Source organism: Streptomyces sp. MI02-7b, from assembly GCF_033793585.1.
Lineage (GTDB): Bacteria > Actinomycetota > Actinomycetes > Streptomycetales > Streptomycetaceae > Actinacidiphila.
The window spans coordinates 39,743-54,479 of sequence record NZ_JARAWX010000005.1; the positions used below are offsets into that span (position 1 = coordinate 39,743).

Annotated in this window: 6 protein-coding genes; 3 read left to right on the forward strand and 3 right to left on the reverse strand. The window is 73.7% G+C overall.

Going from position 1 to position 14,737, the window contains the following annotated elements:
• Positions 1 to 31: 31 nt before the first annotated feature.
• A complete protein-coding gene (locus tag PV364_RS09310; RefSeq protein WP_319659295.1) occupies positions 32 to 3,088 on the reverse strand; it encodes a helix-turn-helix transcriptional regulator in 3,057 nt (1,018 codons plus the stop codon).
• A gap of 424 nt (positions 3,089 to 3,512) precedes the next feature.
• On the opposite strand from PV364_RS09310, the gene PV364_RS09315 reads away from it, so the two are divergent.
• Positions 3,513 to 4,433, forward strand: a complete 921-nt coding sequence (locus PV364_RS09315; protein WP_319659654.1) for an endonuclease/exonuclease/phosphatase family protein — start codon at positions 3,513 to 3,515, stop codon at positions 4,431 to 4,433.
• Between the two features lie 62 nt (positions 4,434 to 4,495).
• Here the strand turns inward: PV364_RS09315 and PV364_RS09320 are convergent, their stop codons facing one another.
• Positions 4,496 to 5,032 (reverse strand): helix-turn-helix domain-containing protein, encoded by a 537-nt coding sequence (locus PV364_RS09320; protein WP_319659296.1) that lies wholly within the window; start codon positions 5,030 to 5,032, stop codon positions 4,496 to 4,498.
• A gap of 62 nt (positions 5,033 to 5,094) precedes the next feature.
• Entirely contained in the window at positions 5,095 to 6,000 is a 906-nt protein-coding gene (locus tag PV364_RS09325; RefSeq protein WP_319659297.1) for an alpha/beta hydrolase, read from the reverse strand.
• Positions 6,001 to 6,162: 162 nt separating this feature from the next.
• On the opposite strand from PV364_RS09325, the gene PV364_RS09330 reads away from it, so the two are divergent.
• The gene (locus PV364_RS09330; RefSeq protein WP_319659298.1) at positions 6,163 to 6,990 is read left to right on the forward strand and encodes an enoyl-CoA hydratase/isomerase family protein; all 828 of its coding nucleotides are present in this window, start codon (positions 6,163 to 6,165) and stop codon (positions 6,988 to 6,990) included.
• A 353-nt stretch (positions 6,991 to 7,343) separates the two neighbouring features.
• Complete coding sequence (locus PV364_RS09335) at positions 7,344 to 14,663, forward strand: non-ribosomal peptide synthetase (protein ID WP_319659299.1); 7,320 nt, start codon at positions 7,344 to 7,346, stop codon at positions 14,661 to 14,663.
• Positions 14,664 to 14,737 lie beyond the last annotated feature (74 nt).

Below are 14,737 nucleotides of genomic sequence, written 5' to 3' on the forward strand. Positions count from 1 at the left end.
GTCACGCCGGAGGAGAGTTCCGCCGCACGGGTCACAGGGGTGTGGAGAACCCGTGCCGGTAGGCGATCGCCGCGGCCTCGGTGCGGCCGGAGGCGCCGAGCTTGGCGAGGATGCTGGAGACGTGGGTGCTGGTGGTCTTCTGCGAGATGAACAGCTCTTCCGCGATGCGGCGGTTGCTGTACCCGCGGGCCACCAGCTCCAGCACCTCGGACTCGCGCGGGGTGAGTCCGAAGGAGGACAGCCCGTCGGTGCCCGCGGCGCCGCTCTCCGCGCGCCCGGACGCCGCAGCGGACGAGGGCTCCGGCACGGGGGCCGGGCCGGTCGCGCCGGCGGCGCCGGTCGTGCCCGTCAACTGCCCTATGTCGGACAGGAGAAGGCCCGCGCCGAGCCGGGTGGCGATGGCGTGCGCGCGGGTCAGACGGTCGTGGGCCTCGGCGTCGCGCCGCCCGCCGGCGAGCAGTGCCCGCCCCTCGCCGAAAAGCGCCCAGGCCGACTCGTAGCTGCGTTCGGTCCCGGCGAAGGCGGCGACGGCGGCGGACCACGGACCCGGGTCGTCGTCCCCCTCCGCGTGCAGCAACTCGGCCCGCAGCAGCAGGCCGTAGGCGACCGAGACCGGCAGGACGGCCTCCTGGCGTGCGGCGGCGCGGTGCAGACGGGCGAGGACCTCGGGTGACGCGCCGCCGGGCGCGGAGCGGCGCGCCGCGCCCTCGACGGCCGCGGCGGTGCAGAGCATGGGCAGCGCCCAGCGGACCGGTCCGTGGGTCAGTCCGGCGTCGTCGGCGCGCAGGAACTCGGCACGCGCGTCGGCGAGCCGGCCCTGCCGCGCCGCGATCTCCAGCGTGCAGTGGCTGAGCGCGACGAGGAACTGCGCCTGCAGTTTCTCGGTGCCGCGCAGTTCCTCGGCCAGGTCCAGTTGCGCCGCGGCGGCGTCCACCTCGCCGCGCAGCAGCAGGAGGACCGCGCGGCGCGCCTCGAACGTCCAGCGCGGCAGGCGGGCGCGGGCCAGGGCGGCCGCCTCGTCGAGCGCCGCGGCGGCCTCGGCCCAGCGGCCGAGCGAGACGAGGCTGAACGACCGGTTGGAGTGGACCCATGCCTCGCGGTCGGTCAGACCGAGCGAGCGGCACAGTGCGATGCCGTGGTCGGCCGCCGCCAGGGCCTCCTTCGAGCGGCCCACTCCCTCCAGGACCGACGGCAGGTTCTGGTTCACGCGGCCGGCGATGGTGAGTTCGCCGAGTTCCTCGGCCCGTTCCCGGACCGCGTAGAGCTCGTCGACGACGCTGCCGTCGGCGTCGGTGTCGGCGTCCAGCATGCAGCGCGTCAGGCGGGCGTGCAGGGCCAGTTCCTCGGCGCCCGCCCGGGTCGCGTACTCCACCGCCTCCTCGGCGTCGGCCCGGCTGCCGGGTCCGGGACGGTGCATCGCGCCCCAGTTGGCGACACGCACCAGCACCTCCGCCCCGACGACCGACGGCGGCAGGGCCGCGACCGCCTTCCGGGCGGTCTCCACCTCGTGCCAGCCGTCCCCCCGGCTCAGCCCTTCGACCAGACGCGAACGCTGGATCCAGAACCACGCGACGTACAGGGGGTGTTCCGTCTCCACCGCAGACAGGTCCTCCAGCGCCGTGTCGACCAGGTGCAGCGCCCGCTCGAAGTCACCGCTGTGCATGGCCGCGACGGTCGCCGTGGCTATCAGGTGCTGGTGGCAGGGGCCCTCCTCGCCGGGCGCCCCGTTCGGGTACGTCGCCGGGAACCGCAGCGCGGGCAGGTCCGCGCGGTCCTCCTGCGCCACCCGGTCCCACAGGTGCAGGGCGCGCTCCAGCAGGAACAACTGGTCGGCGTAGGCGCACCGGTTCCGCGCCTCCTCGGCCGCCGCGACACTCATGTGCAGCGCCTTCACGTCGTCCTCGGCCGCGTGCCAGTGCTGGGCGAGCCGGCCGGTCAGCTCCTCGGCCCGTACGAGCGACGGGTCCGCCTCCAGCGCCTCGCCGTACCGGCGGTTGATCAGGGCCTGCTCGCCGGGCAGCAGGGTCGTGCCGACCGCCTCGCGCACCAGCGAGTGCCGGAACCGGTAGTCCGTCCCGTTCGGTTCGGGAACGAGGATCTGCGCGAGCACCGCGGCGCGCAGCGCGTCGATCAACGCGTCCTCGGGCAGCCCCGCCACGGCCTTCAGCAGGGGGTACCCGATCACGGCACCGCCCTGGGCGGCCGTGCGCACGACCCGCTGGCTGGCCTCCGGCAGCGTTTCCAGCCGGGTCAGCAGGATGTCGCGCAGATCGTCCAGCCCCGTGCCGACGTGGTCGCGGTGGGCGCGGGCGAGCTCCTCCACGAAGAAGGCGTTGCCGTCGGACCGGGCGAAGATGTCGTCCACCACGTCCGGGTCCGGCGGCGCGCCGAGGATACCCGTGAGCTGCCCGGTGACCTCGCCGCGGGAGAACCGGGACAGGTCCACGCGGCGCACCGACCGGAGCCGGTCCAGCTCCGCCAGCAGCGGGCGCAGCGGATGCCCGCGGCGGACGTCGTCGGACCGGTAGGTCCCCACGATCAGGAGCCTGCCGGTGCGTCGGGTGCGGAACAGGAAACCCAGCAGATCACGGGTGGACGCGTCGGCCCAGTGCAGGTCCTCGATGACCAGCACCACCGGCCGCTCCGACGCCAGCCGCTCCAGGACGCGGGTGATCAGGGCGAACAGCCGCGTCATGTCGCCCTCCCGGTGCACGGCGGGCACCGGGAGCTCCGCGTCCGGCAGGACCCGCGCGAGCAGAGCCTCCTGGCCGGCGCTCGCCGCACGCACCTCGTCGCGGAACCGCTGCCACAGGGTCCGCAGGACCTCGGAGAACGGTGCCAACGGGAATCCGTCGCCCCCGACCTCGATGCACCCTCCGACTGCCACGACGGCCGCCGCCCCGGGCTCAAGTGCCCGCAGCAGTTCCTCGACGAGGCGTGTCTTGCCCACCCCTGCCTCGCCGCGCACGAGCACGGCCTGGGAGTCGCCGCCCTCCGCGGCACGGGCGGCCCGCACCAGTTCGGCGAGCTCGGCCTCCCGGCCCACGAAGACGGGGCTGACCGGGGTGCGTGCCGTAGTGGGGTTCATCCAGTCCATGCAAGGGTGCTGATCATGCCTTGTGTGCGCCGGGGACTGCGCGGGGGCCTGTGCGTGCGTGCCGCGGGGGTCGTAAGGGTGTTCTGTCCTGTCCCGTTCACGATACCAATGGCCCGGTCCGGCTCCGGCTGCCCCGCTCCGGCCGCCCGCGCGGCCACGCGGCCGGCCGGACCGGATCGACCGGCCAACATGCTCCGCCCTGCGGCCCGTTCTCCGGTTCGTCGCCCTCCGGCAGAAAGGCCGCGGCAACTGATTCCCCCGTCGGCTCGTCCTGAGGAGTGAGACGACGAGGACGGGCCATACGGTGGAACAGGCACGGGCGGGCGACGGCACGACGCCGACGGTCAGCGCGGCAGGGGACGCGCGCGGGGACGCCGCAGGCCCGTCGGCCCGGCCGCCCCGGGCACGAGGGCGCGTGGTCGCCGCACTCGCGGTGGTCACGGCATGCCTGCTGCTCTTCCACCGGGCGGTTCCCAACTCCGTGGTGCGGCTGGGCAGTCTGCTGGAGTCGTTCCTGCCGTGGCTCGGCCTGGCGGTCGTGGCGCTGCTCGTCCCGGCGCTGCTGCGCCGCTCGGCCACCGCGTCGGCGGCCCTCCTCCTGCCGGCGGCCGCCTGGACGTACGTGTTCGGCGGGCTGCTCCTGCCCGCGGCGGAGCCCGGCCCGGACCACCTGGTCGTGGTGCAGCACAACGTCAGCGACGAGAACGCCGACCCGGCGGGCACCGCCAGGGCCCTGGCCTCCGCCGGGCCCGATCTCATCGCGCTGGAGGAGCTGACGCCCCCGGCGCTCCCGCTCTACGAGCGGGCCCTCGCCCACGGCTACCCGCACCACGCGGTCCGGGGCACTGTCGGGCTCTGGTCGAAGCGCCCGCTGACCGGCACCCGGGCACTGGACATCAAACCGCGGGGGATCACCGAGGACTGGAATCGCGCTCTGCGGACGGTGGTGGACGCGCCGCGCGGCCGCGTCGCGGTGTACGTCGTGCACCTGCCCTCGGTGCGGCTCGGCCCGGGCGGCCTCGGGTCCGCCCGGCGCGACGAGAGTGCGGGCCTGCTGGGCTCGGCACTCGCCGCCGAGGAACTCGGGGCGGTCGTCCTGCTCGGCGACCTCAACGGCACCGTCGACGACCGCGGACTGGCCCCGCTCACGGCGCGGATGAACGTCGCGGAGCGGGGCTTCGCCCTCAGCTATCCCGCCGCCTTCCCGATGGCCCGGATCGACCAGGTCATGGCCCGCGCCGCGACCGTCGGCCGCATCCGCACCCTGCCCGCGACCGGCAGCGACCACCTGCCCGTCGTCGCACGCATCGCATTCGGTCTGCCCGCCGGGCGCTGAGAGCAGCCGGCGAGCCGCCGTGCACGCGGGGGCGCCCGGCGGCCCCCCTCGCGCGGACGGTGTCAGCCCTCCGCGCGGGCGGACCGGCGGGTGCGGCCGGCGTGCGCCTCGCGACGGCGGGGAGTGTCGACGGGTACGGCGGACTCGATGGGGTCCGCGGCGCGCGACCGGACCAGGAGCATGTCGTCGGCGGTCAGTTCCCTGCCGTCCGCCGCGGTGAGCGTCAACGGCTCCGGCTGCTGGCCGGTACGGGCGTCGATGACGCGGTTCATCGGCTCGTCGTCGTCGAACAGGTGCTTCTGACCCCACTGCCGCAACGCCGCCAGCACGGTGTGGAAGTCCCGGCCCTTCTCGGTCAGCACGTACTCGTGGGAGTTGCCGAGCCCCGACTCGCGGATCTCGAAGATCCCCACCGCCACCAGCTTCTGCAGCCGCGCGGTCAGCACGTTGGTGGCCAGCCCGATGTTCTTGCTGAAGTCCGTGAACCGCGTGACGCCGTGCATCGCGTCCCGCAGGATCTGCAGCGTCCAGGTGTCACCGACCTCGAACAGCGACCGGTCGATGGGACAGGCCGAATCCCCCAGCTCTCGACGCTTCATCGGTGACTCCCCTCACGGCTCACTTGCGATTGTAGAGCAAGGGTGTTCCGCGTCCGGCCGTCTCATTCCGTCCGCAGGTGCCCACGGAAGAACCGCACCGCCGCGGTCGTGCTCGTCCGGAAGCCGTCACCGGTGTAGGGGTCGAAGTGGCCGCCGGGCATGATGACCAGCTCCTTGGGCTCCAGCGCCCGTTCGTAGGCGCTCAGAGCCAGGTCGGTGGGAGCGACGGTGTCGTGCGTGGCGACCAGCATCATCAGCGGGGTCGGCGAAATCCGGTCGATCCAGTGACCGGGGTCGTACGACCTGGAACGCCGGTTGGACTGGAGCGTCACCCGGTTCTCCCAGACGCCCTCGGGCATGTCGTGCTCCAGGTAGAAGCGGATGGCGTCCGCGTTCCGGTAGGACGCGGTCACGGCCGGGTCGTCGCTCACGAAGGGTGCGGAGGCCGGCGCCTCCCCCCGGGCCTGGGCCAGTTCGTCCGCGGCGAACTCCGCCTCCAGGGAGCCGACCAGGTGCGGGGGTACGCGCCGCAGACTGCTCTGGGAGCCGCTGACGGTGGGCACCTGCGAGTAGACGGCCTTGATCCGCCGGTCCGTGGCCGCGAGGACGAGGGCGTGCCCGCCGGAGTAGCTGGTGCCCCACAGCCCGATCCGGTCGGGGTCGACCGCGTCGAGGGTCTGCAGATGGGCGATGACCCGCCGCCAGTCCTCGATCTGCCGGTACGGGTCGATGTCCTGGCGCGGCTCGCCGCCGCTCTCGCCGAAGCCGCGGTGGTCATGGAGCGAGACGACGAAGCCGGCCTCCGCGAGCTCGCGCGCGATCGGCTCGATGCCGTGGTACTTCGTGCCCCCGAAGCCGTGCGCCATGGTGACGGCCGCGTGCGGCCCGGGCCCGTCGGGCACGAACAGCCAGGCGCTGAGCACCGTCCCGTCGGGGAGGTGGATGAGCTCTTCCGTGCGCTCGACCATGTCGAGCCTCCTCACGTGGTGACGGTGCGGCGGTGCCGGGAGCGGCGGGGCGGGCGCGCCCCGGATTCCCGGAAATCTCACTTGCAAAGAGAAAGTATCGATGTCAAGGTAGACATGTCACTTGCAGAAAGCAAGTAGAATTGCCGGAGGAGACGCGGACCGATGACCTGGGACTACGCGACGATCAAGGGTGAACTGCGCAACGGGGTCCTCTGGGCGACGATCGCCAACCCGCCGATCAACCTGATCGACGAACGGTTCGTCGCGGACCTGATCTCGCTGCTCGACGACACCGAGACCCACGGGGACGTACGAGTCGTCGTCTTCCGCAGCGGCGACCCCGACTTCTTCGTCCCGCACGTCGACCTCGAGCGGATCGCCGAGTACACGGCGAAGGCGGCGACCTCCGGCGGCCCCGACGACGTCAGCCTCGGCGCGCTCTTCCGGCGGCTCAGCGAGGCACGGCCCGTCACGATCGGGGTCCTCGAAGGCCGGGCGCGCGGCGCCGGCGCCGAGTTCCTCTACGCGTGCGACATGCGCTTCGCCTCCGTGGAGCGCGCGGTGATCGGGCAGCCCGAGGTCGGCGTGGGCACCTTCCCCGGCGCGGGTGCCGTCCAGCACCTCGTACGGCTCGCCGGCCGCGGCCTGGCCATGCAGATCATCCTGGGGTCCGAGGACATCGACGCGCGCGAGGCCGAACGCGCCGGCCTGGTCAACAAGGCGCTGGCCGACGAGGACCTGGCCCCCCACGTCGAGCACCTCGCCGAGCGCATCGCCTCGTTCCCCGAGGCGGCCGTGCGCACAGCCAAGCGCCGGATCAACGCGGCGGGGCTCGCCCCCAAGGAGGACGTCCACGTCGACGCCGGCTTCTTCCAGATCCTGGCCCGCGACCCGGCGAGCGGGGCCCGGGTCGCCGCGCTCTTCGAGCGCGGACTGCAGGAACGCTCCCGCACCGAGCTCGAGTTCGGCGCGGTCCTCGGGGAACTCTGAGCGCACACCGGGAAGCCGTCCGAAGCGGTGACCGGACGGCGGGCGTTTACCGCCGCATGACCATTCCTTGACCACCGGGTTACCGGGACGAATACCGCCGGCACCGTTCAGGGAAAGCCGTCAAAACGTCTACTTCCCTGCAAGCGACGGCAATTGATGAATCATCAGCCCTGCTCCGCAGCCACGCACAAATGACCGGATCACACGTTCCATTCACGTGATCGCTCGTCAATCGATCCGGGGCCTTCACATGCGGGTTGCGCAGGTCACACACATTCTCCGAGGCGTTCCGCGCCCAGCAGCCGAAGTTGCGTCGACAGCTCCGAGGAGATCGTGTGCGTGGTACACAAGCCGTGAATACGGCCGGATCGAACGGGGTCGGCAGGGCACCGTTCGGCGTGCTCGCCGCGATCGAGGCGCAGGCGTTGCGAGCACCCGACGTGCCGGCCGTGGTCGATGCCACGGGCCGGGTCACCTACGCCGAACTCCTCTCCGCCGCCGCCCGGTTGGCCGATTCGCTGGCCGCGTCGGGAGTGCGTCCGGGCGATCTCGTCGCACTGTGCCTCGGGCGCGGCCGGGACGCGGTCGCGGCGATGCTGGCCGTCCTGCGCCTGGGCGCCGGCTATGTGCCGCTCGACCCGGGGTACCCGCCGGCCCGTCTCGCCCTGATGATCGAGGAGGCCGCGCCCCGGCTGGTGCTGGTGCCGGCCGCGGGAGCGGACGGCGCCGCGCCTTCCCTGCCCGCGGGCACCGCGGTACTGGCCGTGGACGCGGTGGCCGGAAACGGTGCCGGCGCGCCGCTCCCGCCCGCGGCGCCCGCCGCGCCGGAGGACCCCGCCTACGTCATCTTCACCTCCGGGTCCACCGGGCGGCCCAAGGCCGTGGTCGTCCCCCGCCGGGCGCTGACCCACTTCTGCGGTGCCGCCGCCGAGGCCTACGGCTTCACTCCGGCCGACCGCGTGCTGCAGTTCGCCTCGCTCAGCTTCGACGCGAGTGTGGAGGAGATCTTCCCCCCGCTCACCATCGGGGCCACGCTCGTGGTCCGCGACGAGGACATGATCAGCCGTCCGGACCTCTTCCTGGACCGCTGCGCGACGCTGGGCGTCACCGTGCTCGACCTGCCCACCGCCTACTGGCACGAGCTCGTCGGCGCGATCGCGCGCGGGGAGGCGGTCCTGCCTGCCGCGGTACGCCTGGTGATCATCGGCGGGGAGGCCGTCCAGGCGGGCGCGGTCACCCGCTGGCAGGAGCACGTCGGCACCGGCGTCCGGCTTCTCAACACCTACGGTCCGACCGAGACCACCGTCGTGGCCACGGCCGCCGACCTGACGACGTGGTCCGCCGACCGGCCGCCGCCGATCGGCTCCCCGCTGAGCGGCGTGTCCGTACGGGTCGTGGCGGCCGACGGCACCGAGGCGGCACCCGGCGAACCCGGTGAGCTGCGCATCGGCGGTGCGGGCCTCGCCACGGGATACCTGGGGCGTCCGGAGCTGACCGGGGAGCGCTTCCGCGAGGGTCCTGACGGGCGGATCGAGTACCTCACGGGCGACCGCGTGCGGCAGCTGCCGGACGGCGGCCTGGAGTTCCTGGGCCGGCTCGACCAGCAGGTCAAGATCCGCGGCTTCCGGGTGGAGCCGGGCGAGGTCGGGACCGCGTTGCTCGCGATGCCGGGTGTCGCCAACGCCGTCGTCCTGGTCGACCGCGCCGCGGGCACGCCGAGGCTCGCCGCGCACATCGTCACCGCCGACGGCGGCCCGCGAGCCGACGAGATCCGTCGGTGGCTCGCCGCGCGGCTCCCGCACTACCTGGTACCGGCCGCCTTCTCGGTCCACGCCGCTTTCCCTCTGACGGTGCAGGGCAAGGTGGACCGCGCGGCGCTGGCCGGCGCCCCGGCCGCGCGGGTCGCCCCGCCCGTCGACGCGGTGGACGCGGTGGACACGGTGGACACGGGAGACTCCACGCCCGAGGCCCGCGTGGGCGCGCTCTGGCGGGAGCTGCTCGGCGCCACCGGCATCGGCCCGTCCGACGACTTCTTCTCCCTCGGCGGGGACTCCCTCTCCGCGATCCGCATGATCAGCAGGCTGCGCCGCGCCTGCGGAACCGACCTCTCGCTCAGCGCGCTCTACGCGGCGCCGACGCTCGCCGAGGTCGCCGAGGCCGTCCGGGCGAGCGGGAGCGCACCGCCGGAGGGCGGCGTCGATGCCGTGGCACCGGACGCGGACACGGTGGACGCCGGTACGGCGGACGACGAGTGGACGCTGCCGCTGACCGCGCTGCAGCGCGACTTCTGGATGGCCGAGCAGATGAGCACCGGGCTGCCGGTGCACACCCTCGGCATCCGCTACCGGTGGGCGTCCCCCGTCAGGACCGATCTGCTCGTCGCGTCCCTGGCCGAGCTGGCCCGGCGCCACCCCGCCCTGCTGGCCCGCTTCCCGTACCGCGGCGACGAGCCGGTGATGGTCGTCGACCGCTCCCGTACCGTGCCCTTCGAGGAGATCGACCTGCGGGGCGCCACCACGCGGGCGGCGGAAGCGCGGGCGGCCGAGGAGCGGCGGCGGATCGTCGCCGAGCCCGTGGACCTCGCCGAGGGCCCGCCCGCGCGCGCGGTCCTGCTGCGGACCGGCGACGGCGGCGATGCCGGTCACGGTGACGGTGACGGTGACGGTGACGAACTGTTCCTCGCCGTGCACCACTTGGTGTTCGACGGCTGGTCCGTGGGGGTCGTCGGGGACGAACTGGCGGAGATCTACCGGAACCTCTCCGAAGGACACGAGGTGCGGTCCGTCGCCCCCGACCGGCTCCCCGCGATCGCGTCCCGCGGCCGGGCGTCCGCGGCCGCCGACCCCTCACTCGCCGCGTACTGGCGCGACCGCTTCGAGGGCGCCGACCTGGACATGGAACTCCCGGCGGACCGCCCGCGCCCCGCGCTGCGAACCCATCGCGCGGCACGGGTGACCCGCCGGCTGGAGGCCGGCGCGCTCGACCTCCTCGCCTCCTGCGCCAGGGACCACCGGGCCAGCCTCTTCATGGTCGTCCTGGCCGGCGTGCAGGCCGTGCTCGGCCGGTACACCGGCCGCGGTGAGGTGACCGTGCTGGCCCCCGTGGCGGGACGCGACGACCCCGCACTGGACTCCGTGGTCGGCGCCCTCCTCAACATCCTGCCGCTGCGCGGGGACCTCACGGGCAGTCCGACGTTCGCCGAACTGATGGGCCGCGTGCGGGACGGCGTCATCCGCGACCTGGAACACCAGGGCCTGCCGCTGCCGGACATCACGGCGACGACGCGACGGCCCGGCGAGGGCCGGGCCGACCCGCTCAGCCGGGTGAGCGTCACCGTGCACAACACGGCGGCGCCGCGCGATCCCCTGATCGCGTACGCGGGCGACGAGGCACCGGTGGCGACCATGGCGGACCTCGCCATCGGGCTGGACTTCCCGGCCGGCGGCCCGGTGCTGACCGTCGACTACGCCGCCGAACTCCTCGACGGCGAGCGCGTCGAGGCATTCGTCGACCATCTGCTCACCCTGCTGCACGCCGCGGCCGGGGCACCGGACACCGAGGTCGGCCGGCTGCCGGTGCTGACCGCCGCCGAGCGCCACACGATCCTGCACACCTGGAACGACAGCGCCACCGGCGTCCCCGAGGCGGCCGGCCTCCATGAGCTGTTCGAGAGGTGTGCCGCCGAACGGCCCGGCGCGCCCGCCCTCACCTCGGGTGACCGGACGGTCGACTACGACTGGCTCAACCGCCGTGCCAACCAGGTCGCCCACCTGCTGCGCGGGCGGGGTGTGCGGCCCGGTGACCGGGTGGCGATCTGCCTGGACCGCGGGATCGACCTGTTCGCGGCGATGTGGGGCGTCCTCAAGGCGGGCGGCGCCTACGTGCCGCTGGATCCGGACTACCCGCGTGACCGCCTGCGGTACATGCTCGACGACAGCCGCCCGGTGGCCCTGGTCACCCGGCTCGACCTGCCCGGCACGCCGCAGGCGCCGGAGGGCACCGCGGTGCTCGCCCTCGACCGTGACGCGGCCCTGGTCGACGCCGCGCCGGACGGCGACCCGCTGCCGGCGGCCGGACCGGACGACCCGGCCTACGTCATCTACACCTCCGGCTCCACCGGGCGCCCCAAGGGCGTTCGGGTAAACCACCGGAACCTCGTGCACGCGGTGACCATGTGGCAGCGCGCCTACCACCTCGATCCGGACTGGACGTACCAGCAGGCGGCCAGCTTCTCCTTCGACATGTTCGTGGGCGAGACGCTGCGGGCGCTGTGCACCGGCGGCCGGCTCGTCGTCGTCCCGCGCGAGACGCTGCTCGACCCGGCCGCCCTGTACGCGCTCATGCGGGACGAGCGGGTCGAGTGCACCGAGCTGGTCCCCGCCGTGCTGCGCGCTCTGCTGGCCCACGCGGACGAGGCCGGCGAACGGCTGGACTTCGTCCGGCTGCTGATCGGCGGCGGCGAGAAGTGGCACGTACGCGAGTACCAGCGGGCACGTCGCCTGGTCGGTCCCGGGAACCGCGTCGTCAACGCCTACGGGGTCACCGAGGTCACGGTCGACAACGTGTACTTCGACGGCGACGTCGACGGCTTCCCGGCCGAGGCACCGCTGCCGATCGGACGGCCGTTCCCCAACAACCGCGTGTACGTGCTGGACGCCCACGGGGCCCCGGTGCCGCCCGGTGTGGTGGGAGAGCTGTACCTGGGCGGCGCCGGGGTGTCGCCGGGCTACCACGAACGCCCCGAGCTGACGGCGGAGCGGTTCGTCCCCGACCCGTTCGCCGGCGGCCCGGAATCCGGCGCGACGATGTACCGGACCGGCGACAGCGCGCGCCACCACCGGGACGGCACCGTGGACTTCCTCGGCCGCCTCGACGACCAGGTCAAGGTCAACGGCTACCGGGTCGAGCTCGGTGAGGTCGAGGCCGCCCTCGGCGCCCTGCCCGAAGCCGCGGCGTGCGCCGCCGCGGTGCACACCCTGCCCTCCGGAGCCGCCCAGCTCGTCGGCTACCTGGTCGGGAAACCGGGCGCCGAACTCACCGAGGCCGCCGTCCGCGAGGCCCTGGCGCCGGCGCTGCCCACGCACATGCTCCCCGCACGGGTGGTGTTCCTGCCCCGGCTTCCGCTCACCCCGAACGGCAAGCTCGACCGGCGGGCGCTGCCCGCGCCGCCCGACGCCGCCCAGGCGCCCGCGCGCACCGCGCCCCGGAACGAGGCCGAGCGCCGGATCGCCGCCATCTGGGCCGAGGGCCTGGGCGTCGACGCGTCCGCGATCGGGATCGACGACAGCTTCTTCTCCCTCGGCGGGGACTCCTTCGCCGCACTGCGGATCGTCCGGCGGATCGACCCGGGCCTCGCCCTCGTGGAGCTCTACCGGACCCCCACGGTGCGCGCGCTCGCCGAGCTGATCGCGCGGCGCGAGACCGGGCAGGAGGACCGGCCGGCGGGGCTGCTGCACCGGCTGACCCGGCGGGACGCCGACCGGTCTGCGGGCGGCGTCACCGTCGTCGCGGTCCCCTTCTCCGGCGGCAGCGCCATCGCGTACCGGCCGCTCGCCGAACAACTCCCCGCGCACTGGGGCCTGTACGCCGTCGAGCTGCCGGGCCACGACCTGAGCCGGCCGGACGACCCGCTGCTGCCGGGCAGCGAGGTGGCCGCCCACGTGGTCGCCGAGCTCGGGTCGGTGACCGGGCCCGTCCTGCTCTACGGGCACTGCCTGGGCACGGCCGTGACGCTGGAGATCGCGCGCCAGGCCGAGGCCGCCGGGGTCGAGCTGGTGGGCGTCGGGCTCGGCGCGAGCTTCCCCACGGCACGGCTGCCCGGACGGTTCTTCGACTGGCTGCACCGGCTGCTGCCCACCGACTGGCTCACCTCGGACCGGGAGTACCTGTCGTACCTTCGGGCGCGCGGCGGTTTCACCGACCTGGCGAACCCCGAGCAGGAGCAGTTCGTGCTGCGCAACGTGCGGCACGACGCGCGGGACGCCGAGGAGTACTACACCGCGGCGTACCGGGATGCCGCAACGGCCAGGCTGAAGGCCCCGGTCCTCAGTGTGGTGGGTTCCCGGGACCGGGTGACCGAGCTCTACCAGGAGCGCTACCACGAGTGGGAGCACTTCGCGGAGGACGTCAGCCTCGCGGTGCTTCCCAAGGCCGGCCACTTCTTCGTCAAGTCGCACGCGGAGCCGCTGGCGCGGACGCTGGTCGAGCACGCCGAGCAGCGGCATCCGGAGCCGGCGCGAACGGCAGCGCGCGCGGCCGCGCAGGACGCGTCGCCGCACGACATCAGGCCGTCCGCACCGACCCCCGCACCGGCCCCGGACCGCACCCGTCCGAGTCTGCCGCGCTTCGCCGTCGTGGCCCTCGGGCAGTTCCTCTCGATGATCGGCAGCAGCCTCAGCACACTGGTGCTGAGCATCTGGGTCTACCAACGCACCGGCTCGATCACCGACTTCGCCGTCGTGAACGCGGTGGGCATGCTCCCGGGCATCCTCGCGGGGCCGCTGGCCGGCGCCGTGGCGGACCGCTGGAACCGCCGCGTGATCATGCTCTCCAGCGACGCGGTCGCGGGTGTGGCGATGGGGGCCCTGGGGCTGCTGGTCCTCGGCCGCGGCATGGAGATGTGCCAGGTCTACCTCGCGGTGTCGGTCACCTCCGTCGCGGGCGCCTTCCAACGGCCCGCCTATCTCGCCGCGGTGGCGCAGCTGGTGCCCAAGCGGTATCTCGGGCACGCGAACGGCGTCAGCCAACTCGGCGTCGGGGTGGGCACGGTCTTCGCACCCATGATGGGCGCGGGGCTGATCGGCGTGATCGGCGTCCCCGGCGTGATCATGCTCGACGTGTGCAGCTTCGCGGCAGGCGTCGCCACCCTGCTGCTGGTCCGCTTCCCCGACACCCTCTTCCGCCGCCGCGACGAGTCGTTCGGCAAGGAGATCACCGGCGGCTGGCGCTACATCACCCGCCGGCCGGGGCTCCGCGCGGCCCTGCGCTTCTTCGTCATCGACCACGCCTTCTACACGCTCGGCTTCGCGGTGATCACTCCGATGCTGCTGATCGAGCAGTCGCCCCTGATGCTCGGCACGGCACTGGGCGCGGCGGGAGCCGGCGGCCTGTGCGGCAGCCTGGTGATGGGCCTGTGGGGCGGCACGACGCGCAGGGCGACCGGGATGATCGCCTCCATGGCGGTGGCCAGCCTGGCGATGGCGATGGTCGGCGTCGCGAGCGCGCCGTTCATCGTGACCGGGATGTTCCTGCTGGCCTTCGGCGAGTCCCTGGCCGACGGACACTGGATCGCCCTCGTCCAGGCCAAGGTGGGGCTGGAGCTCCAGGGCCGGGTGCTGGCGATCTTCATGACGCTGATGATGCTGACGATGCCGCTGGGCTACCTGGTCGTCGGCCCCCTCGCCGAGCACTACGCGCAGCCGCTCCTGGAGCCCGACGGAGCGCTCGCCGACACCGTCGGCGTGCTGCTCGGCACGGGCCCCGGACGCGGACTGGCCCTGCTGGTGGTCGTCAGCGGACTGCTGCAACTGGGCTGGGCGGCCCGCGGCTGGACCGACACCCGCCTGCGCCTGCTGGAGGACGGTCTTCCCGACGCCGTCCCCCCGGCAGAGATCGGCGACCTCGACGACCTCCAGGGCCACGCCGACGCCCTGCTCGTGACGGACCGCACCTGACCGTCCCCCTCCTTTTCCGCTGCCCGGCACCGCCATGCCGGGCGGCGGACCCGACATCCGCCTCCCCCAAAGGA

Bases quoted from the DNA above. Each gene is read 5' to 3' on its own strand.
- PV364_RS09310 (WP_319659295.1), bottom strand. From the start codon at position 3,088: ATGAACCCCACTACGGCACGCACCCCGGTCAGCCCCGTCTTCGTGGGC.
- PV364_RS09320 (WP_319659296.1), bottom strand. From the start codon at position 5,032: ATGAAGCGTCGAGAGCTGGGGGATTCGGCCTGTCCCATCGACCGGTCG.
- PV364_RS09325 (WP_319659297.1), bottom strand. From the start codon at position 6,000: ATGGTCGAGCGCACGGAAGAGCTCATCCACCTCCCCGACGGGACGGTG.
- PV364_RS09330 (WP_319659298.1), top strand. From the start codon at position 6,163: ATGACCTGGGACTACGCGACGATCAAGGGTGAACTGCGCAACGGGGTC.